This is a genomic window from Streptomyces californicus (assembly GCF_000717645.1).
Taxonomy (GTDB): Bacteria; Actinomycetota; Actinomycetes; order Streptomycetales; family Streptomycetaceae; genus Streptomyces; species Streptomyces californicus.
This window is the reverse complement of record NZ_JNZZ01000017.1, coordinates 112,984-133,483: the sequence shown is the minus strand read 5'-3', so window position 1 is coordinate 133,483 and position 20,500 is coordinate 112,984. Positions and strand designations below refer to the sequence as shown.

General features: G+C 71.8%; 17 protein-coding genes. 8 read left to right on the top strand and 9 right to left on the bottom strand.

The window, feature by feature from the left end:
- The first annotated feature begins 1 nt into the window (after nt 1).
- The 3 genes from IF19_RS0122925 (at nt 2) to IF19_RS0122915 (ending at nt 1,519) form a co-directional block, all read left to right on the top strand.
- Entirely contained in the window at nt 2–415 is a 414-nt protein-coding gene (locus IF19_RS0122925; RefSeq protein ID WP_006127850.1) for a roadblock/LC7 domain-containing protein, read from the top strand.
- 134 nt (nt 416–549) lie between these two features.
- Nucleotides 550–957 carry a DUF742 domain-containing protein gene (locus IF19_RS0122920; RefSeq protein WP_003966010.1) on the top strand — a complete coding sequence of 136 codons (408 nt, stop codon included), beginning with the start codon at nt 550–552 and terminating at the stop codon, nt 955–957.
- A complete protein-coding gene (locus tag IF19_RS0122915; protein WP_030290082.1) occupies nt 938–1,519 on the top strand; it encodes a GTP-binding protein in 582 nt (193 codons plus the stop codon). Before IF19_RS0122920 ends, IF19_RS0122915 begins: the two co-directional genes overlap by 20 nt.
- Before the next feature lie 154 nt (nt 1,520–1,673).
- On the opposite strand, the gene IF19_RS0122910 is transcribed toward IF19_RS0122915, so the two are convergent.
- The 3 genes from IF19_RS0122910 to IF19_RS0122900 form a co-directional block, all read right to left on the bottom strand.
- Nucleotides 1,674–1,877 (bottom strand): acyl-CoA carboxylase subunit epsilon, encoded by a 204-nt coding sequence (locus tag IF19_RS0122910; protein ID WP_030117116.1) that lies wholly within the window; start codon nt 1,875–1,877, stop codon nt 1,674–1,676.
- Between the two features lie 69 nt (nt 1,878–1,946).
- Nucleotides 1,947–3,530 (bottom strand): acyl-CoA carboxylase subunit beta, encoded by a 1,584-nt coding sequence (locus IF19_RS0122905; protein ID WP_030117117.1) that lies wholly within the window; start codon nt 3,528–3,530, stop codon nt 1,947–1,949.
- Nucleotides 3,531–3,794: 264 nt separating this feature from the next.
- Nucleotides 3,795–7,667, bottom strand: a complete 3,873-nt coding sequence (locus IF19_RS0122900; protein WP_030278071.1) for an endo-alpha-N-acetylgalactosaminidase family protein — start codon at nt 7,665–7,667, stop codon at nt 3,795–3,797.
- Nucleotides 7,668–8,076: 409 nt separating this feature from the next.
- On the opposite strand from IF19_RS0122900, the gene IF19_RS0122890 reads away from it, so the two are divergent.
- The 3 genes from IF19_RS0122890 to IF19_RS0122880 all read left to right on the top strand — a co-directional run bounded on the left by IF19_RS0122890 (nt 8,077) and on the right by IF19_RS0122880 (nt 11,270).
- Nucleotides 8,077–9,288 (top strand): glycoside hydrolase family 64 protein, encoded by a 1,212-nt coding sequence (locus tag IF19_RS0122890; RefSeq protein WP_030117120.1) that lies wholly within the window; start codon nt 8,077–8,079, stop codon nt 9,286–9,288.
- Nucleotides 9,289–9,604: 316 nt separating this feature from the next.
- On the top strand, nt 9,605–10,285 hold the full coding sequence (locus IF19_RS0122885; protein WP_030117121.1) for a peptidoglycan-binding domain-containing protein: 681 nt from the start codon (nt 9,605–9,607) through the stop codon (nt 10,283–10,285).
- Nucleotides 10,286–10,652: 367 nt separating this feature from the next.
- Nucleotides 10,653–11,270 (top strand): YceI family protein, encoded by a 618-nt coding sequence (locus IF19_RS0122880; protein ID WP_030117122.1) that lies wholly within the window; start codon nt 10,653–10,655, stop codon nt 11,268–11,270.
- Nucleotides 11,271–11,397: 127 nt separating this feature from the next.
- Here IF19_RS0122880 and IF19_RS0122875 read toward each other — a convergent pair whose 3' ends face one another.
- The 4 genes from IF19_RS0122875 to IF19_RS0122860 all read right to left on the bottom strand — a co-directional run bounded on the left by IF19_RS0122875 (nt 11,398) and on the right by IF19_RS0122860 (nt 15,605).
- Nucleotides 11,398–12,426: an iron-siderophore ABC transporter substrate-binding protein gene (locus tag IF19_RS0122875; protein WP_030278072.1), complete on the bottom strand. Its 1,029-nt coding sequence runs from the start codon at nt 12,424–12,426 to the stop codon at nt 11,398–11,400.
- A gap of 146 nt (nt 12,427–12,572) precedes the next feature.
- On the bottom strand, nt 12,573–13,436 hold the full coding sequence (locus tag IF19_RS0122870; RefSeq protein ID WP_030117125.1) for an ABC transporter ATP-binding protein: 864 nt from the start codon (nt 13,434–13,436) through the stop codon (nt 12,573–12,575).
- 19 nt (nt 13,437–13,455) lie between these two features.
- Nucleotides 13,456–14,544 carry a FecCD family ABC transporter permease gene (locus tag IF19_RS0122865; RefSeq protein WP_030117126.1) on the bottom strand — a complete coding sequence of 363 codons (1,089 nt, stop codon included), beginning with the start codon at nt 14,542–14,544 and terminating at the stop codon, nt 13,456–13,458.
- Complete coding sequence (locus IF19_RS0122860) at nt 14,541–15,605, bottom strand: FecCD family ABC transporter permease (protein ID WP_030117127.1); 1,065 nt, start codon at nt 15,603–15,605, stop codon at nt 14,541–14,543. Before IF19_RS0122860 ends, IF19_RS0122865 begins: the two co-directional genes overlap by 4 nt.
- 385 nt (nt 15,606–15,990) lie before the next feature.
- Here IF19_RS0122860 and IF19_RS0122855 point away from each other — a divergent pair, with 385 nt between their 5' ends.
- The gene (locus tag IF19_RS0122855; protein WP_030117128.1) at nt 15,991–16,548 is read left to right on the top strand and encodes an MSMEG_1061 family FMN-dependent PPOX-type flavoprotein; all 558 of its coding nucleotides are present in this window, start codon (nt 15,991–15,993) and stop codon (nt 16,546–16,548) included.
- A gap of 155 nt (nt 16,549–16,703) precedes the next feature.
- Here IF19_RS0122855 and IF19_RS0122850 read toward each other — a convergent pair whose 3' ends face one another.
- Both IF19_RS0122850 and IF19_RS0122845 read right to left on the bottom strand, forming a co-directional pair.
- Entirely contained in the window at nt 16,704–17,333 is a 630-nt protein-coding gene (locus IF19_RS0122850) for an SMI1/KNR4 family protein (protein ID WP_234310682.1), read from the bottom strand.
- Nucleotides 17,324–17,728: a VOC family protein gene (locus IF19_RS0122845; RefSeq protein WP_030117130.1), complete on the bottom strand. Its 405-nt coding sequence runs from the start codon at nt 17,726–17,728 to the stop codon at nt 17,324–17,326. The genes IF19_RS0122850 and IF19_RS0122845 overlap by 10 nt, the downstream gene beginning before the upstream one ends.
- Before the next feature lie 416 nt (nt 17,729–18,144).
- Here IF19_RS0122845 and IF19_RS1000000135480 point away from each other — a divergent pair, with 416 nt between their 5' ends.
- A complete protein-coding gene (locus tag IF19_RS1000000135480) occupies nt 18,145–20,355 on the top strand; it encodes an FG-GAP-like repeat-containing protein (protein WP_050493977.1) in 2,211 nt (736 codons plus the stop codon).
- The last annotated feature ends 145 nt before the right edge of the window (nt 20,356–20,500 follow it).

Genomic DNA, 20,500 nt, shown 5'->3' with positions numbered 1-20,500 from the left:
CATGAGTCAGGCCGCGCAGAATCTGAACTGGCTGATCACCAACTTCGTGGACAACACCCCAGGGGTGTCCCACACGGTCGTGGTCTCCGCGGATGGCCTGCTGCTGGCGATGTCCGAAGGTTTCCCGCGCGACCGCGCCGACCAGCTCGCCGCCGTGGCGTCGGGCCTCACCTCGCTGACCGCGGGTGCGTCCCGCATCTTCGAGGGCGGCGCCGTCAGTCAGACGGTTGTGGAGATGGAGCGGGGATTCCTCTTCCTCATGTCCATCTCCGACGGTTCGTCACTGGCCGTTCTCGCCCACCCGGACGCCGACATCGGTCTGGTCGGATACGAGATGGCCCTCCTGGTCGACCGTGCGGGAACCGTGCTCACGCCCGATCTGCGCGCCGAGCTCCAAGGCAGTCTGCTCCACTAGACGGCCTCGCAGCGGATTCCCGACACGATCCCCCCAGGTAATGCCCACAACCCTCACCCGACAGGCCGCTTTAGTCCCGTCACCGGCCCTTGCAGACGGCAAGCCGAGAACCTGCTGTCACGCCCGGAGGATTCATGACCCCGCCACCCGCCTCACCCGATCCGTACGGCGCTCTGCACCACGCGTCGTACGACGGTGAAGGCGACCAGCCGCTGGTTCGCCCCTACGCCATGACCGGCGGCCGGACCCGGCCGCGTTACCAGCTCGCGATAGAGGCACTGGTCAGCACGACGGCAGACCCCGCCCACCTGGGGACCCTGCTCCCCGAGCACCAGCGGATCTGCCACCTCTGCCGCGAGGTCAAGTCGGTGGCCGAGGTCTCGGCGCTGCTGTCGATGCCGCTCGGCGTCGCGCGGATCCTGGTGGCGGACCTGGCGGAAGCCGGCATGGTGGCCATCCACCAGCCGGGCAACGGAGAGGCCGGCGGCGCGCCGGATGTGACACTGCTCGAAAGGGTGCTCAGTGGACTTCGCAAGCTCTAACGGCGGCTCGGGCCGCGCCACCACCTCGGCGAAGATCGTGGTGGCGGGCGGCTTCGGCGTGGGCAAGACCACGTTCGTCGGGGCCGTGTCGGAGATCAACCCGCTGCGCACCGAAGCCGTGATGACGTCCGCCTCGGCGGGCATCGACGACCTGACCCACACCGGGGACAAGACCACCACGACGGTGGCCATGGACTTCGGCCGCATCACGCTCGACCAGGACCTGATCCTGTACCTCTTCGGTACGCCGGGCCAGGACCGCTTCTGGTTCATGTGGGACGACCTGGTCCGCGGCGCCATCGGCGCCGTCGTCCTGGTCGACACCCGCCGTCTCGCCGACTGCTTCCCCGCCGTCGACTACTTCGAGAACAGCGGACTCCCCTTCGTCATCGCCCTCAACGGCTTCGACGGACACCAGCCCTACACCCCCGACGAGGTGCGCGAAGCGCTCCAGATCGGACCGGACACCCCGATCCTGACGACGGACGCCCGCCACCGCGCGGACGCCAAGAGCGCGCTGATCACGCTGGTCGAGCACGCCCTGATGGCACGCCTGCGCTGAGAGGTGTTCTCGGTTCGGTTCGGGGCGGACCCTGAGGGTGCGCCCCGAACCGGCCCGACCACACCGGCCTGCGGGCCGAGGGTACCGGCCGTACGCGGAAGGGCCCCGCACTCCTCGTGAGTGCGGGGCCCTTCTCCGTACGGGGCGGGGAGTCTCAGCCCTGCCAGCTGTGCGGGGCGCGGAAGCCCGGGGTGCGCTCCAGGCGGCGCCAGCCGGCGGTGTCGCGGCCCCGGCGGGCGGGGGCGGCGGGCTGGGCGGCGGCGCGGGCCATCAGGACGGCGGTGATGGCCGCCAGCTCCTCGGGCGCCGCGTGGCCCTTCTCGACGCGCAGGACGGACTCGGCGGGGGTGACGCTCATGGTGGGGTTTCTCCGTCTTCTCGGCAGGCTGTCGTGGACCGTGCGGCGGATCGCGCCGCCCGGGTGCGACTACTGCGGGGGGTTGCCGTGCTTGCGGGACGGCAGGTCGGCGTGCTTGGTGCGGAGCATGGCGAGCGAGGCGATGAGCACCTCGCGGGTCTCGGCGGGGTCGATGACGTCGTCGACGAGACCGCGCTCGGCCGCATAGTAGGGGTGCATCAGCTCGGCCTTGTACTCCTTGACCATGCGGGTGCGCATGGCCTCGGGGTCCTCGGCGTCGGCGATCTGGCGGCGGAAGATGACGTTGGCCGCGCCCTCCGCGCCCATCACGGCGATCTCGTTGGTGGGCCAGGCGTAGGTGAGGTCGGCCCCGATGGACTGGCTGTCCATGACGATGTACGCGCCTCCGTAGGCCTTCCGCAGGATCAGCGAGATCCGCGGCACGGTGGCGTTGCAGTAGGCGTACAGGAGCTTGGCGCCGTGGCGGATGATCCCACCGTGCTCCTGGTCGACGCCCGGGAGGAAGCCGGGGACGTCCAGAAGGGTGATGATCGGGATGTTGAAGGCGTCGCACATCTGGACGAAGCGCGCGGCCTTCTCGGACGCCTCGATGTCGAGGACCCCGGCCAGCGCCTGCGGCTGGTTGGCGACGATGCCGACGACCTGGCCGTCGAGGCGGGCCAGCGCGCAGATGATGTTGCGGGCCCAGCGCTCGTGGATCTCCAGGTAGTCGCCGTCGTCGACGAGCTCCTCGATCACCTTGTGCATGTCGTACGGGCGGTTGCCGTCGGCCGGGACCAGGTCCAGCAGGACGTCGCCGCGCCGGTCGGCGGGGTCGTCGCTCTCCACCGTCGGCGGGTTCTCGCGGTTGTTGGAGGGCAGCATCCCGATGAGGTAGCGGACCTCCGCGATGCAGGTCTCCTCGTCGTCGTACGCGAAGTGCGCGACGCCGGAGGTCTCGGCGTGCACGTCCGCGCCGCCGAGGCCGTTCTGGGTGATCTCCTCGCCGGTGACCGCCTTGACGACGTCCGGGCCGGTGATGAACATCTGCGAGGTCTCGCGGACCATGAAGACGAAGTCGGTGAGGGCGGGGCTGTAGGCCGCGCCGCCCGCGCACGGGCCGAGCATCACGCTGATCTGCGGAATGACGCCCGAGGCGCGCGTGTTGCGCTGGAAGATGCCGCCGTATCCGGCGAGCGCCGAGACGCCCTCCTGGATACGGGCGCCGGCGCCGTCGTTCAGGGAGACCAGCGGGGCGCCGGCCGAGATGGCCATGTCCATGATCTTGTGGATCTTCGTGGCGTGGGCCTCGCCCAGCGCGCCGCCGAAGATCCGGAAGTCGTGCGCGTAGACGAAGACCGTGCGGCCCTCGACCGTGCCCCAGCCGGTGATGACGCCGTCGGTGTAGGGCTTCTTCGCCTCCAGGCCGAAGCCGGTCGCCCGGTGCCGACGCAGCTGCTCGACCTCCTTGAACGAACCCGCGTCCAGCAGCAGCTCGATCCGCTCCCGTGCGGTCAGCTTGCCCTTGGCGTGCTGCGCCTCGGTCGCCCGCTCGCTCGGTCCGCGCCGCGCCTGCTCGCGCAGGGCCAGCAGTTCGGCCACCCGGCCACGGGCGTCGGTCGGCTCGCCCTGGGTTTCGTCCACAACGGTCATGTATCGACCCTACGAACCCCGACCCGGAAACCGCGCCGTCGGTTCCGTACAGTCTCCTGCCCGGATTCGTGGTGGGAGTCAACAGAACCGCGACGCCATGCAGGCGATCCACCAGCGAAACGCTGCCTCTGGTTGTGGAGACCCCACAAACGAGCGGATGTGCGGTGGGCCACACGACACTGAGGGGGCCCGAAGGCCCCCTCAGTATGGCCCAGCACTGTTCAGCCGGGCTCCACCGCGCTGCGGAATCCGTTCCGCGGAGGTTCAACTACCGCAGTGGAAGCGGGCGTTGCCCCAGTCGGCGTGGTCGTTCCCATTGCCGTCGCCGCCGTCCTGGACGATCAGCTCGACGTACTTCGCTCCGGTGACGTCGGCGGTGAGCTTCCAGGCGGGGTCGGCCGCCCCGAGCACGGGGGACGCGACCTTCTCCGTACCGTCGGCGGTGACCGCGAACCGGACGCTGCCCCGGCTGGTCTGGACGTCGTCCACGCCGACCTCGGCGGTGAAGGAGGTGCACTTCCCGCCCAGGTAGTAGCGGATCTTCGCCGGGGCGTGGGTGCCCAGGCCCTTGTCGTAGGCGGTGCCGCCGATCTTCAGCGGGCCGCCGTCGCCGGAGCCGGCCTCCCCGTTGGACCGGTCGCGCTCGACCGGGCCCCAGCCGTTCTGCGACGCGGTCCAGTCCAGGTCACTGGCCCAGCTGTCCTGGGTGGGCGGCGGCGGGAGCGTGCGGACCGAGGCGCTCGCGCCGAGCGTGCGCCCGGCTCCTCCGACGGTGTACGCGGCCTTCGCCTCCAGCGCGTAGGTGCCGTACGGGGCGTCCACCGGCGGAGTGACCCGCCAGCTTCCGGTGACCTTCGCGCCCGGGGCGACCGAGTCGAAGGCGACCGGGCCGGCCGGCTCGGCCTGCCAGCCCTCGGGCACGGTCAGCGCGAGCTTCACGCCGGTGGCGGGGCCCGCCTCGTCGTTGCCGAAGGTCGCCTTCACGGTGTTCGGCGCGCCCGGCTCCAGGGTCTCGGCCCCGGCGCTCACACCGAGCGTGCCGCAGACGGCCTCCTCCCCGGCGGGGGCGGGCCCGAGGTCGGTGACGGTGAAGCCGTCGAGCACGAAGTCCGCGCCGTCGGGTGCGCCGGAGAGCTTGCGCAGCCCGGTCCAGGTGTCGCCGCAGCCCGCCGTGACGGTCCGGCTGAACTGCCCGGTGGTGCGCTGCTGCCCGATCGGGGTGGCCCGGGTCTCGGTGGAGACGGCCTTGCCGCCGGCGACCCGGTCGTAGCCCTCGACCCAGCTGTAGGCGCCCGCGTGGCTGGACTGGTAGTCGAACGCGACCTGGTACCGGTGGCCGTCCTTCATCGGGACGGTCCAGGGGGCGGTGCGGTAGACAAGCCCGGTGTTCTCCTCGTGGGACTTCAGGGACTCCTTGCCCCCGAGCACGTCGTCGATCAGCTTCCTGTTCCAGCCGGCCTGGGTGTACGGGGCGTGGAGCTGGGAGATGCTGGTGCGGGGGTCGGTGGAGCCGCCCGCGTCGCCCTTGAGGAAGGGGCCCCAGCCCTGGTCGACGGCTTCGAAGTCCTCGTACGCCACGGTGCCGGCCCGGGTGGCGGGGGCGTTCTCGACGATCCGTACGTCATCGACGCGGACCTTCGCCGCGGAGCCCGCCGCCGCCTCGACGCGCAGGGTGGTGCGGCCGTTCGCGGGGGCGGTGAAGTTCACCTTGGCGCGCTGGAAGTGGGTGCCGTGCCAGTCGGAGGCGGCGACGTAGTCCTTCGCCGTGGAGCGTTCGACGGCGACCGACTTCCCGCCGATGCCGAGGGTGGTGCGGCGGCTCGCGCCGGGCTCGACCTCGATCAGGGCGGAGGCGGTGTACCGCTTGCCGGGCCTGAGGCCGGTGACGGTCTGGGAGATCGCGGCCGTGGCCGTGCCCGAGAGTTCCGCGCTGTTGCGGCCCTGGTCGTCGGTGTCGCGGACGACCGTGCCGGTCTTCGTCCATCCCTTGAGGCCGCGGTCGTTGAAGCCGGGGTCCTCGACGCCGGTGCCGTGGCCCCAGTCGGCCCGGGTCTCCTTGGCCGCGCGGTCGGCGTACAGGACGTACGCCTGCCCGGCCTCGGCGGTCAGCGTGATCTTCCCGTTCGCGGGGCGGACGGTGGCGACCTTCTCGCGGCCGTTGTCGCTCAGCCTGTAGAGGGTGTACGCGCCCTTGCCGGGCACCTCCCACGTGCTGGTGCCGCCGGTCTCGCTGTAGTGGTAGAGCTTCTTCCCGCCGTCCCACGGGAGCAGGTAGTCGGTGCCGCTGAGCACCTTGCGGCCGTGGTCGTAGAAAGTCCGTTCGCCGTTCTCGACCGTGCCGCGCACCCCGCCGGTGAAGGTGATGTCGTTGCCGTCCCAGCGGGTGATCCGCTGCTGCTGGAGGTACTTGGCGGGGAGGTTCTTCTGCCAGATGTTGGCGGTGAAGGCGTTCCAGTCGGTCTCGCCGGTCCAGCCCTCGAAGTCCTCCAGGGCGCTCTGGCCGAGGACCGGGTGGTTGTTCCAGACGTCCTTCTCGCCGTTGCGGATGAACCGGATGATCTGCGAGTTCAGGCCCTTGTTGGTGGCTCCGCCGTAGTTGAGGTCGTTGGCCCAGTGCGACCAGAGCGAGGCGCGCTCGAACTTGTCGGCCCACTCGGTGCCGACGGTCCAGCCCTGCTTCTGCACGGCCTGGATGGTCTTGTCGGCGATCCAGCCGTGGCTGTAGTAGACGTCGATGTAGAGGAAGTCGAGGTTCTTGTCGGTCTCGTCGCGCAGTTGCTGGAAGCGCTTGGCCAGATCGCCGCTGTTGATGTCGCGGCGCTGGTCGATGTAGTAGCTCTGGTTGAGCCAGTTCCAGCCGGGCTTGGTCTTGTCGACGAGCTTCTCGGAGAAGGCGTTGGCCTCCGGGTAGGACTCGGTGGCGTTGACGTGGACGCCGAAGTCCGCGCCCCACTTCTTGCCCTGCTTGAGCAGGGTGTTGAGGTCCTTCAGTCCGCCCGCCCGCTTGTTGTAGTTGCCGCCGTAGTCCGGGTGGGCGGAGTCGTGACCCTCGGAGCCGTACCCCTTGAGGACGGCGAGCTGGCCGAGGCCGTCGGTTGCCTGCGAGATCCGCTTGACGTCGTCCAGCGTGCGCAGGAAGGGGTGGGTGGCCTGGCTGGCGAAGTTGAACGGGATGTGGGTGACGACCCGGTCGGGGGTGTCCTCGCTGCCGGGGGCGGTGACGCCGATCGAGCGGAAGGCTACGGCCCCGTCCTGCCAGTCGACGGCCTTGTCGCCGTTGGCGTCGGGGGTGACGACGACCTTGGCCCACGGCAGGTTCTCGCCGCTCTCGGGCTTCGGCGCGCCCTCGCCCCGGTAGGTCCACTGGCCGGACCAGACGCCGACGCGGACGCCGCCGCCGTCCTCGGTCCGCGCCTGGTGCCAGAAGCGGGCGTCGTCGCCGCCGGTGGCCCCGGAGGGCTTGTCGTACGAGGAGTTGGACTCGATGGCGGCGGCCAGCGAACCGGTGTTGAGGATCGCGTAACTGGCCCCGACGGGCGCGGAGTCGGGCTTGGTCTCGGGGGTGACCTTCGCGAACCGGTCGGCGGTCCGGGTGGAGTCCGGGTCGAGCGTGGTGAACGCGGTGGCGGCCCCGCGCTCGGCGGAGCCGACGGAGATCAGGTCGTGGCCGGGGATGTCGATGGTGCCGACCCGGAACGCGTCGGTGTCCCGCACGGCGGTCACCTTGAAGGTGGTGGTCCGGCCGGAGACCGTCAGCGAGGCGTCGAGCTCGACGCCCGGCAGGGAGTCGAAGACGAGGGTGTAGCGGGCGGTGGAGCGGCTGAACTTCGGCTTGCCCTTGAGCTTCACCGGGCGGGCCGTCCCGTTGAGGGTGACCTCGGTGACCGGGCGGACGCTGCCGAGCAGCTGCTCGCCGCTCGCCTGGTCGGTGTACGACAGGACGCGCGGGAAGTCGTCGGCGACGGCGACGGAGAGCCGGTCGGAGCCGATGACGGCCGATGCGGCGGCCTTCGCCGTCCCGGCCGGGGCGGGGGGCGACGGGTCGGCGGCTGCGGCGGGGAGGGCTGTCCCCACGAGCGCCAGGACGGCTGCGGAGGCCGCGGCGACCAGGCCGGGGCGAGGGAATCTTGACGACATGGCCCCTTGAGTAGTCGCCGTGTCCGGACACCGTCAACGAACATCGGCGCCGGGGGCCGCCTCCGTCCAACAACCCCGGTGCGTTAGTCCAAGTCGGCCGGGTGCGGGTGGCGAGGGGGCCACCGGGGGTGGCGGGGAAGCCGCCGGGGGCGTCACGTTCACCTCTTGGCGGGCGGAGCGGCGGTGCGGTCACGGCTCGCACCCGCTCGGTTCCGGCAAGTACCGCTTCGAGGCGTCGAGTTGTGAAGACTCGGAGGTTGTGAGAGCGCTCTCAGTTCTATCTATTGACGCTTCTGCGGGGCCTGGCGAGAGTGGTGCGCACCGCAGGCACCCCCACGGTCCCTTACCTCCCCCACCACCGCCTGCGGCCCCCCACCACCTCGGGAGTTCTTTCGTGATTTCACGCCGAATGTTCCTGACCGGCGCCGCCGCATCGGCCGCGGCGCTCACGTACCCCGCCTGGGGCACCGCGCTGAGCCCGCGCGCGTCGGCGGCCCCCGCGACCTGCGAACTGGCGCTGGAGAACAAGTCGCTGCCGGGCACGGTGCACGCGTACGTGACCGGCCACGAGCTGGGCACCGACCGCTGGGTGCTGCTCAAGCCGGACGGCGGCGTCTATCGCCCCGACTCCCCCGGCGCTCCGCAGACCCCGCTGCCCGTGGACTGCGCGATCCCGCTGAAGGCGGCGGGCGCGGGGCCGGTCGTGCTGACCCTGCCGCAGATGTACGGGGCGCGGGTCTACTTCGTCCGCGACGACAAGCTCGACTTCTTCCTCAACCCGGGCCCGTCCCTGGTGGAGCCCGCCTTCGCGACGCCGACGGACCCGAACTACGGGCGGACCTGGGCGTTCGCCGAGTTCACCTTCAACACCGAGCAGCTGTACTCCAACATCAGCTACGTGGACCTGATCACCGCGCTCCCGATCGGCATCACGCTGGAGGGGGACGCCACCCACGTCGTGGCCCCGCACCCCGAGGGCGCGGTGGAGAAGATCGCGGAGGACCTGACCGCCCAGGCGGCGGCCGACGGGCAGCCGTGGGACAAGCTGATCACCCGGGGCGACGACGGCAGGGTGCTGCGGGTCGTCTCGCCGCAGAACATCATGGCCCCGTACTTCGACCGGCCGGACGAGATGCCGTTCCGGGGCCTGTTCGAGGCGCAGATCGACGAGGTCTGGGAGAAGTACCGCTCCGAGGACCTGCGGATCGACCTCCAGGGCGGCCGGGGCACCCTGGCCGGCCGGGTCAGCGGGGACACGCTGACCTTCGAGGGCGGCCACACCTTCACCAAGCCGGTGACGAAGGACGTCTTCACCTGCAACCACGGACCGTTCACCAACGACCCGGCGGACTCCGACGACAAGAAGGCGATCCTGGCCCGGCTGGCGGCGGGCTTCAACCGCTCGATCATGCTGAGCCACCCCAGCCAGCCGAACGGCACGTCCACGTCGGACTACTACAGGAGCGCGGTCACCAACCACTGGTCCCGGGTGGTCCACGCGAACAGCCCGATCGGCTACGCGTTCCCGTACGACGACGTCCGCCCGGACGGCGAGCCGGACGTCTCGGGCGCGGCGCACGATGGGAACCCGCGCCGCTTCACGGTGAGCGTGGGGTCGTGACGCCCGTCCGGTAGGCGCCTGCGCCCTTCAGCAGGCCCGCGTACGCCTTCCGGCAGGCGCGTGTGTGCCATCACCGGCAGGCACGCGCATGCCCGCCGGCAGGCCCGTGTACGCCTTCCGGCAGGCGCATGCGCACCCGCCGGCAGGCCCGTGTGTGCCCCCGCCCCGGCCGGCGGGGGCACACGCGCGTCCCGAGGGGGGCCACACGAGCACTCGGCCCGCCGTCACCGGGAAGCGTTCCGGCATCCGATACCTCATCAATTGCCATCATGTGTGGCGTTCTTGACTTCGCCCGGCCGCCCCGCGACGGTGCCGTATGCGAATGAACCGACTCCCCCGCCGACTGCTCACCGCGATCGCCGCCGGGCTCCTGCTGACCGCCGCTCCCGCCGCCCAGGCGGACCCCGCTCCCCCGGCGGGCTCCCCCGCCCCGCAGGCCGCCGGCGCGCACGGCCTGCGCGCCTTCCAGCAGAGCTACGGCCTGCCCGCGACCGGCAGGGTGGACATCACCACCGCGCACCTGCTCAAGACCGCCCCGGAGGGTGAGCTGCGCACGTTCTTCGCCGCGCCGTCCGATCTCGGCCGGGAGCAGCTCGCCAACGCCCGTACGGTCATCGGCGTCGGCAAGGGGGCGGAGCTCTCCGAGGAGGCGCAGGTCATCGCCCTGATGACGGCCATGCAGGAGTCGACGTTCGTCAACTACACGTCCCCGGTCGACAACGACTCGCTCGGCGTCTTCCAGCAGCGCCCGAGCATGGGCTGGGGCACTCCGGCGCAGATCACGCACGTCCCGACCGCGTCCAAGTCCTTCTACGGGCTGCCCTCGCCGAGCGCCAACCCGGGGCTCCTCCAGATCGACGGCTGGGAGTCGATGGAGCCGGGCGCCGCCTGCCAGGCCGTCCAGCGGTCGGCGCATCCGGGCCGGTACGCGCAGTGGGAGGACTTCGCCAAGGAGCTGCTGGAGCAGGAGGGCCCGGACGCCGACCCGATTCCGTAGGCGTACGCGGGAAGGGGCCGTCCCGGCACGGGACGGCCCCTTCGGGCACTGCCGTCAGCAGCCGCCGCAGTTGCAGTAGGTCACGTCCCAGTGGTTGCCCTCGTCCGCGCAGATGTCGCCGGAGCCGGACCGGTACCGGCGGGCGCCGTCGCCCCGGGGGCCGATGCGGGCGAACGCGCCGGGGACGCACGACGCTCGATCGAGGGGGACCCGACCGTGCCGGACCGCGCCCGATCAGGGAACCCCACCAGTAGATGTTGAACATTGAACTAGATCGCGCTACAGTCAATCTCGTTGAAGGTTGAACGAAAGCGGCCTTCGGCACCGCTGACCCCCGTCCCCCGCAGCACATCCCCGAGGAGGAGCCATGGCTCTGTTCAACCGCAAGCCGGCCACCGCCGCCGTCACCGAGACCCCCGCCGTGGACCCCGCGCTCGCCGCCCTGACCGGTACGTACACCGTCGACCCGGCGCACAGCAGCATCGGCTTCACCGTGCGCCACGCCATGGTCACCAACGTGCGCGGCTCCTTCGGCGAGCACGAGGGCACCCTGGTGCTGGACGGCACGGACCCGGCGAACTCCTCCGCCTCCATCGACGTGAAGATCGCCAGCGTGGACACCGGCATCGGCGATCGCGACGGCCACCTGGTCAGCGGCGACTTCTTCGACGCGGAGAAGTTCCCGCTCATGACGTTCCGCTCGACCAGGGCCGAGCAGCTGGGCGGCGAGGCGTACCGGATCACCGGCGACCTCACCATCAAGGACGTCACGCGCCCGCTCTCCATCGACCTGGAGTTCAACGGCTCCGCCACCGACGTCTACGGCAACGAGCGCGTCGGCTTCGAGGGCAGCGCCGACATCCTGCGCTCCGACTGGGGCCTGACCTGGAACGCGGCACTGGAGACCGGTGGCGTGATGGTCAGCGACAAGGTGAAGCTGACCTTCGACATCTCCGCGATCAAGGCGGCGGCCCCGGCGGCCTGACGCCTCGCGCCCCTCGCACGCACACGACAGCGCCCCGCACCCGGTTCTCCCGGGGACGGGGCGCTGTGCCGTGTCGTGTCGTGCGGACGCGGGGCGGGGGCACTCCGCGCCGTGCGCGAGGGCGCTGCTACTTCGCGACCTTCTCCGCGAAGAGCGGGACGACCTTCTCCAGCGCGTACGAGACGGACAGGATCGAGTCCGTGGCGAACGCCTGCGAGATGTCCTTGTCGTCGAAGACGATGGAGTGGCCCGCCTTCACCGACGGGACCGCCTTGTACAGCGCGTCGCCGCTGATGTCCGTGGCGGGGATGCCGATCGGGGTCATCACCGTCAGATCGGCGTCGAGCAGGTCCAGGTTCTCCTTGGAGACGGAGACGGAGAAGCCCTCGCCGGCCTGGGCCTCGGCCTTCGGGTTGTTCTTGAAGCCGAGCCGCTCGACGAAGTCGATGCGCCCGGTGCCGCCGACGTAGACGCCGAAGCCCTCGGACGTGCGCGAGCCGATGGTGATGGTCTTGTCCTTGAACTCGGGGTGGGCCTTCGCGGCGGCCTCGAACTTCTTCTCGGTCTCCGCGATGAGCTTCTCGCCCTTCTCCGGTACGCCCATGGCGGCGGCGATCATCGTGGTCTGCTGCTCCCACGAGATCTTGTACTGGTCGCCGCCCTTGGGCACGCCCACGGTCGGGGCGATCTTCTTCAACGTGTCGTAGCGGGTCTGGTCGCCGCTGGACTTGGTGTCCAGGATCAGGTCGGGCTGGAGCGAGGCGATCTTCTCGAACTCCGGCTCCATCGTGCCGATCAGCTCGGGCTTCTTGTCGTACATGCCCTTGGCCCACGGGCCGACGCCCTCGCCGCCGAACGGCAGCCAGTCGCTCGCCCCGACCGGCTGGCCGCCGAGCGCGAGCACGGTCTCGGCGTCGCCCCAGCCGAGCGCGACGATGCGCTTGGGCTGCTTGTCGACGGTGACCTCGCCGAACTTCGTCCCGACCTTGGCGGGGAAGGCGCCCGCCGACGCCCCGTCCGAGGCGGCGGACGCGGGGCTGTCGGAGTCGTCCGACGAGCCGCAGGCCGAGAGGCCGAGGAGCAGGGCGGCCACGGCGCCGGCCGCGAGGACGGGGGTGCGGCGGGGGCGTCGGGTGCGGGGAGCGGAAGCGTTCATGCCTTTAGGTTAGCCTCACCTAATGGCAACGGTGTCGCCGGGGCGGCCCGTACGGGTCCGTGCCCGTATCGGTTCCGGTGAACCCGTGGCGGCGTACGGGTCCGCGCACGTGGCCCGCGACCGGCACCTCTCCGACCGTACGCGGCTCAGGCGGCCGGGTCCTTGATGTGGTGGCGGCCCAGCGGCACGACCATCGGGGTCGCCGACGCCGGGTCCTCGATCACCGAGCAGCGCATGCCGAAGACCTCGTTGACCAGTTCCTCCGTCACGATGTCGACCGGCCGGCCCTCCGCGACGATCCGCCCCGCCCGCATCGCGATCATGTGGTCCGCGTACCGGCAGGCCAGGTTCAGGTCGTGGAGCACGGCCACCATCGTGACGCCCCGCTCGCGGTTGAGATCGGTGAGCAGGTCCAGGACGTCGAGCTGGTGGCTGGCGTCCAGGAACGTGGTCGGCTCGTCGAGCAGCAGGATGTCCGTGCGCTGGGCGAGCGCCATCGCGATCCACACCCGCTGGCGCTGGCCGCCGGACAACTCGTCCACCGGCCGGTCGGCCAGTTCCAGGACGTCGGTCGACAGCAGGGCCCGCGCCACCGCCTCGTCGTCCTCGGCGCTCCAGCGGCGGAACCAGCCCTGGTGCGGGTAGCGGCCGCGTCCGACCAGGTCGGAGACGGTGATGCCCTCGGGGGCCGTGGGGCTCTGCGGGAGGATGCCGAGTACGGAGGCGACCTCCTTGGTCGGCATCTCCTGGATGGACCGGCCGTCCAGGAGCACCGCCCCGGCGGAGGGGGCGAGCAGCCGGGCCATGGCGCGCAGCAGCGTCGACTTTCCGCAGGCGTTGGGGCCCACGATGACGGTGATCTTCCCGGGCGGCACGGCCACGCTCAGACCGGGGACGATCTCGCGTTCGCCGTAGCCGAGCCGGACGTCCCGGGCTTCCAGAGTGTGTTCGGCGGTGTGTTCGGCCACGACAGGGCCATGCCTTTCGTCGTCTTCTCGGTAGGTCGCCACGTCCGGGGTTCTCTCCATCTCAGCCCCCGCTGCCGACGCGGTTGGCGCGGGCCAGGAGGAGGAGCAGGTACGGGGCGCCGATGATGCTGGTGACCACGCCCACCGGGAGCTGCACGGACGGCAGGGCGTGCTGCGCAGCGAAGTCCGCGACCAGGACCAGGAGCGCCCCGGTCAGGGCCGCCTGCGGCAGGGCCGCTCCCCGGCCGGGGACCAGGCGGCGGGCGATGGGGGCGGCGACGAATGCCACGAACCCGACCGGTCCGGCGGCGGCGGTCGCGACCCCGGCGAGGGCGGTCGCGCAGAGCAGCAGCGCGAGCCGGCCGCGTTCGACCTTCGCGCCGAGCCCGGCGGCGGCGTCGTCCCCGAGCTGGAGGGGGCGCAGCGCGTGGGCGGCGAGGACGGTCAGCGGGACGAGCAGGCCGAGAGCGATGAGCAGCGGCCACACCTGGCTCCAGGAGCGGCCGTTGAGACTGCCCGCGAGCCAGCGGAACGCCTCCTGCGCGTCGGTGACGTCGGAGCGGGCCATGACGTACCAGACGACGCTGGACAGGCCCATGCCGACGCCGATCCCGACGAGGACCAGGCGCTGCCCGGCGACGCCCTGCCGCCAGGCGAGCAGGTAGATGGCCGTCCCGGCGACGAGGGAGCCGGTGAGGGCACCCGCCGAGAGGGCGAGCCCGCTGACCTGGAACAGCAGGGCGGCGGTGACGGCGACGGCGCTGGCGCCCGCGCTGATGCCGATGAGGTCAGGGCTGGCGAGCGGGTTGCGCAGGACGGTCTGGAAGACGGCTCCGGAGAGGCCGAAGCCCGTGCCGATGAGGATCGCGAGGAGGGCGCGGGGCAGCCGCAGTTCCAGCACGACGAACCGCGATCCCCCGTCGCCGCCGCCGAACAGGGTCTCCACGACCTTCCCGATCGGCATGACCATGTCGCCGACGCTGAGCGAGACGCCGAACACGACGACGACGGCGGCCAGCAGTCCGGTGCTGACGAGGAGGGAGCGCCGCAGCCCCCGGGAGCGTACGGCGGAGATCTGGCGTACGGCGTCGGCGAGGCGCTCCCCGTCCGGGTGCGCGGCGTTCTCGGCGACGACGGGTGCCCCGCTCACAGTTCCACCAGCTTCCTGCGCCGTACGAGCCAGATGAACGGGATGCAGCCGAGGGCGGCCGTGACCACGCCGACCTGCACCTCGCCGGGCTGGGCGATGACCCGGCCGACGATGTCCGCGAGCAGCAGCATGATCGGGGCGAGCACCATGCTGTACGGGAGGACCCAGCGGTAGTCGGGGCCGGTGATCAGGCGGGCGGCGTGCGGCACGGCGAGCCCGACGAAGCCGATGGGCCCGGCGACGACCGTGGCCGCGCCGCAGAGGATCACCACGGCGAGGGCGGAGACCATGCGGATCGCCCCGACGCGCTGGCCGAGGCCCCGGGCGAGGTCGTCGCCGAGCGAGAGGGCGTTGAGCTGGGGGCCGAGGGCCAGCGCGAGGACGGCGCCGACGAGGATGAACGGCGACGCCTGCCACAGCACCTCGGGGCCGCGTGCGGTCAGTGCGCCGAGCTGCCAGAACCGGAACTGGTCGTAGCTGCCGCGGTCCTGGAGCAGGATGGCGCTGGTGATCGAGGTGAGGACGGCGGCGGTCGCGGCTCCGGCGAGGGCCAGCTTGACCGGTGTCGCGCCCTCGCGGCCGAGCGAACCGACCCCGTACACGAGGAGGGCGGCGAGCAGCGCGCCGAGGAAGCCGAACCAGATGAACTGGCTGGCGACGGTGATCCCGAGCAGGGTGATCGAGCAGACGACGGCGACGGACGCGCCCGCGTTGATGCCGAGCAACTGGGGGTCGGCGAGGGGGTTGCGGGCGACGCCCTGCATCACCGTGCCGGCGAGGCCGAGCGCGGCGCCGGCCAGCAGCCCGGCGACGGTGCGCGGGATGCGGACCTCCTGGACGATGAGCTGGCCCTTGACGGCCGTGTCCGGGTCGAGGACCCCGTCCACCACGTCGCGGAACGGCACGTCGCCGGAGCCGACGGCGAGGCTGGCGACGACGGTGAGGAAGAGTACGGCGAGGGCGGCGAGCAGCCCGAGGGCGAGGACGGGCCGGCTGCGCTTGCGCCGAGTCTCCTTGCCGCCGGCCGGTTTCGTCTTCGCCAGGACGGCGGAGCCGCTCACGACCCGGCCGCCGGGGCAGCCGGAATGCGGTGGTGCACTGTTCGTTCCTCACGCTGGTTCGTCGGCGCCGGCCCCCTCGGACACGGGAGACGCCTCCGGTACGGGAGATGTGCTCGGCTCCGGGAACGCCTCCGGTACGGGAGGCGCGCTCGGCTCCGGGGAACGCCTCCCGGCAGGGGAAACGCCCTCGCGGCCGGACGGGCCGGGCCCATCCGCCCTGTCCGTCCCGGAAGCGCCACCTCCGGAAGAGCGGCCGACGCACCCCGGCAGGGCGCATGACCGGCCCACCCCGGAGGGAGAACACAAGGGGGCTCAAAGTAAGGTCACCCTAACAGCGCCCGCCCGACCTGCGCTGCCCGCACCCCACGAGCTCCGGAGCTTTTCCTTGTCGTACGCCGCCGAACCCACCGCCCCCGCCGCCGATCCGCTGGCCGGGACCGTGCCCCTCGGCTCGGCGGAGGAACTGCGCGAACTCCTCGGGACCCCGCACCCGATCGTGATCGACAAGGTCCACGACCGGCTCACCGACGACGACGTGGCGATGCTGGCCCGCTCGCCGTTCTGCACGATGGCCACGTCCGACGCGGACGGCAACTGCGACGCGACCCCGCGCGGCGACGCCCCGGGCTTCACCCACGTCCTGGACCGGTCCACGATCGCGCTGCCGGACCGGCCGGGAAACCGCCGCGCGGACAGCTTCCACAACATCCTGGCGAACCCGCGCGTGGGCCTGCTCTACCTGATACCGGGCGCGATGGACGTCCTGCGCGTCAACGGCCGCGCCCACATCGTCACGGACGGGCCGTTCTTCGACGCGATGACGGTGAAGGGCCAGCGCCCGAAGCTCGCCCTGATCGTGCGGATCGAGGAGATCTACCGCCACTGCCCGGCCTCGCTGAAGCGGTCGGGGGTGTGGGCTCCGGAGACGTGGACGGGGGCGTAAGGCCGCATCACCGGAGACTGAGCACCGCCGCCGCGACCGGGGGAACGGCGACGAGCCAGGCGAGGGAACGGAGCGCCACACTCACCCGGCCATGCGCCCCGGTCCGCTGCCCCGTCCACACCTCGGCGTAGCGGCACGACCGAGCCGGGTACCCGTCACCAGCCCGGTGGCAGCAGGTTCCAGGAGCCGTGCTCCAGCCACTCGCCGAAGGTGACGGGGCGGGCGCCCGTCGCGTGGTTCAGGGAGAGCGGGAGGATCAGGTCGCAGGTGGCCCGGCCGTCCCACCAGACGGTGCCGGCCAGCGGGCCGGTGACGGCCAGGAGCGTGGCGAAGCCGCAGCCGTGTTCCTTGATGACGACGGCCCCGGCCGTCTTGCGGTCCTCGAACTCACCGGCTTCGTCGTCCCAGGCGGTCATGGCGCGGGCGTACGCCTCGTCGTCCGGGTGGTCCTCGATGCGGGGTTCGCGCCGGGCCAGAGCCTCGTCGGCCTCCTTGTAGGAGTCGGGGTGCGGGAAGGGCAGGGCCAGCAGATCGCGCCGCGTGGCGGTGTTGTGGGTCCACCACCAGCCGTCCGCCGTCCTCTCCAGCCGTACGAAGGTCTCACCGCCCGCGCTCACCTCCAGCAGGTGACGGCGGTACTCCGGCGGGAGGACGATGCCGAGTTGCGCCTCGGCCTCGGCGGCCTCCGCCTCGGTCAGGGGCGGCGGTCCGGCGGGCCGACGTACGGGTGGGCGGGTGAGGCGGGTCAGGCGGGTGCGCGCCCCGAGGCGGCGGATCACGGCCACGTCCGGGTGGAGAGCACCAGCGGATAGCCGTCGGGGTCCTGGACGGTGACGCCCCACGTGTCCCAGTACGGGTTGTGCGCGGGCATCCGTGTGCCGCCGTGCTCTTCGAGCCGCCGCACGAGTGCGCCGGGTACCTCTTCGCCGAGGTAGACGACGAGCAGGTCCTCGGGTGTCGGGCGCGGTACGACGGGTGCCGCCGGGTCGTGGACCAGCTCCAGGTGCCAGCCGGCGCCGGGCCACCCCACCATGAGCAGCGAGTGGCGGCCCGGTGTGCCGTCCGCCTCGTGCCGGTACTGGACGGCGAGCCCGAGCCCGGCGACCCAGAAGCGTTCGGCCGCTTCGAGGTCGAGCGACGGGCGGGCGATGCGTACGTGGGCCGCGGCGTCTGCCGGCATCGGGGGAACCTCCTGGAGGGACGCGGGTCACCGTGCTCGGTCGCGGGGCACCGCTCGTCCCGGAACCTTACGGAGCGCCCGGCCCCCGCACATCGGCCCCTGGTCCCCCGCCGCCTCGGTCGCGGGTCCTGGGCAGAGACTTCGCAAAGTCCCCGGGCTCGGTCTGTCCCGCCGGACGCGCCGGTGATCTAATCGTCGGCGGCTTTGCCGAGGGTGGGGGCGCGGGCGAGGTGAAGGGGTCGGCCGAAGTGGGTTCCTGCGACCGGAGGGTGACGCCCCTTCGGGCAGCGGAGCGCGCCGGGGCCTCGTCGGCCGCGGGCGCGTTCCCGCTCGGCGGCGCCGCACACCTGGCACAGGAACAGCCAAGTAGACATGTGGATAGAGGGACTTGGGGGATGGGACATGGGGACGTGGGGATGAACGGTCGGAGCAAGAGACGTTTCGGGGGCATCGGCACCGCCGTCGTGTGCGCCCTGCTCGGCGTGCAGGCGGGCACGGGCAGCGCGAGCGCCGCCGTGAGCGGGGTGGAGGCGCCGGGGCCGGCGACTGTCACGGGCAGCGCTGCTTCCGCTCCGGGACCGGCCGGGTTCCCGTACGTGGCCTCCGCCGGAGTGAGCACGGCCGCCCGCCCCGCCGCCGGGGTGGGAGCGACCGCGCAGCCCACCGCCGAAGCGGGCACAGCCACGCACCCCGCCGCCGCAGCGGAACCGGCCACGCAGCCCACCGCCTCGCAACCCGCCGCCGAAGGGGGACCGCCCGCCCGGACCGCCGGAGGAACGTCCGCCGCCACCGCGCGGACGGCCGGTAAGGCCCCTCGCCACGACTACGACGGCGACGGCCGCAGCGACATGGCCGTCTGGTACGACTACAGCGAGGGCAACGACGGGATGCGCGCCTTCCTGGCGGGCCCGGACGGCGGCTTCGCCGCGCCCAACCGGGCCTGGGAGTCGCCCAAGGGCAACTTCTGGGCCGAGCACATGAAGCGCGTCACCGGTGACTTCAACGGCGACGGCACGGGGGACGTCGCCGCCTTCTACGGCTACGACAGCGGACGCGTCGCCCTCCTCACCTGGCTCGGCAAGGGCGACGGCACCTTCGCCCCGCACTTCACCTCCTGGGCCGTGGACCCGGACAACTGGACCTTCGACGCGATCACCGCCCAGGCCGGCGACTTCAACGGCGACGGCCGCGACGACATCGCCGCCTGGTACGACTACCGCAGCGGCGACGACAAGCTCTTCACGTTCCTCGCCGACTCCAAGGGCGGTTTCGGCGCCCCCACCCCGTCCTTCGCGCGCCCCGCCACCGAAGGCTGGGAGGTCGCCCGCATGAAGTTCGCCACGGGCGACTTCAACGGCGACGGGCGCGACGACATCGGGGTCCTCGACAGCTACATCGCCGGCTCCGTGCGGCTGATGGCGTTCGCCGCCGAGCCGGGCGGCGGGTTCGCCGAGCCCGTAACCGGCTGGGAGTCCACCGGCTGGCAGTTCGGCCGGGTCAGCGTGCACGCCGGAGACTTCGACGGCGACGGCCGCGACGAGTTCGCCGCCTGGTACGACTACGCCGACGGGCACGACGCCCTCATCGGCTTCGGCCTGGACGCCCAGGGCAGGTTCGGCGACCGGCGCGAACTCCTGAGCGCCGTACCGGGCTGGTACGAGCGGTCCCAGATGCGCATCGTGACCGGCGACTACAACGGCGACGGGCGTGACGATCTCGCCGCCTTCTACGGATACAGCGACGGCCGCGCGAAGGCCATCACCTGGACCGCCAAGCCGGACGGCGCCCTCGGGAGCGCCCTGCACAGCTGGTCGGAGCCCTCGGGCTGGAACCTCGACCGGACCCACCTGTTCGAGCGCTACAGCAGCCCGCCGCCCCTGCCCGTCTGCCCGGTGGTGTACGGCCACGGCGGCTACCCGACCGGGGACAACGCGTACCTGCGCGACAAGATTCGCCAGCCGAACCACCCGAAGGGGCTGGCGCAGTACAAGAGTTGGGGTGCGGGCGGGGTGGAGGCCGACCTCCAGCTCACCAAGAACGGCACCAAGGGCGTGATGTGGCACAACCGCACCACTCGCGGCCTCACGGGCTCCGAGGTCCCGGTCACGGACATCTGGTGGGCCACCGGAACCGACCAGCTCAAGGGCCGCACGATCGACCGCGGTCCGTACCAGGGCGAGACCGTGTACACCTTCCGCGAATGGCTGGACAGCGCCAAGAACCAGAACATGGCGGCGTTCGTGGAGCTCAAGGGCGAGGCCGGGCAGTCCCTGCTCAACCCGGACAAGACCATCCGCGAGACCGCCTGGAACGAGGTCATCGCGCCCATCTCCGAACGCGCCTCCCAGCAGAAGATCATGATCTACACGGGCGCCAAGAACACCGAACTGAGGCCCGAACTCATCAAGCGCATGGAAGCGGCTGGTCTCGGGGCCACCCTCACCAACTTCCCGCGCTGGGTGGACTCGGCGGAGTACGGCTGGGAGGAGCCGGCCCCGTCCGCCTCCCTGCACTACCCCACCTGGCAGGAGAAGCTGGACCAGTTCGCCACGCCCGTCTCCGCGCAGGCGATGGTCACCACCTGGCCCAGGGAGCTGAGGACCTGGCTGAACGGAAAGTGCCTCTGAGACCCGTCGTGGCAGGCCGGCTCGGTACGCCCGCGCCTCCAGCCACGCCCGGCCCGCCAGGTACGCCCGGCCCGCTCGTACGGCACACGCTGTACGGGCGGGCCGGGAGGGCAGGCGCGCCGCCCGGCGTCTGACGCGCCCCGGC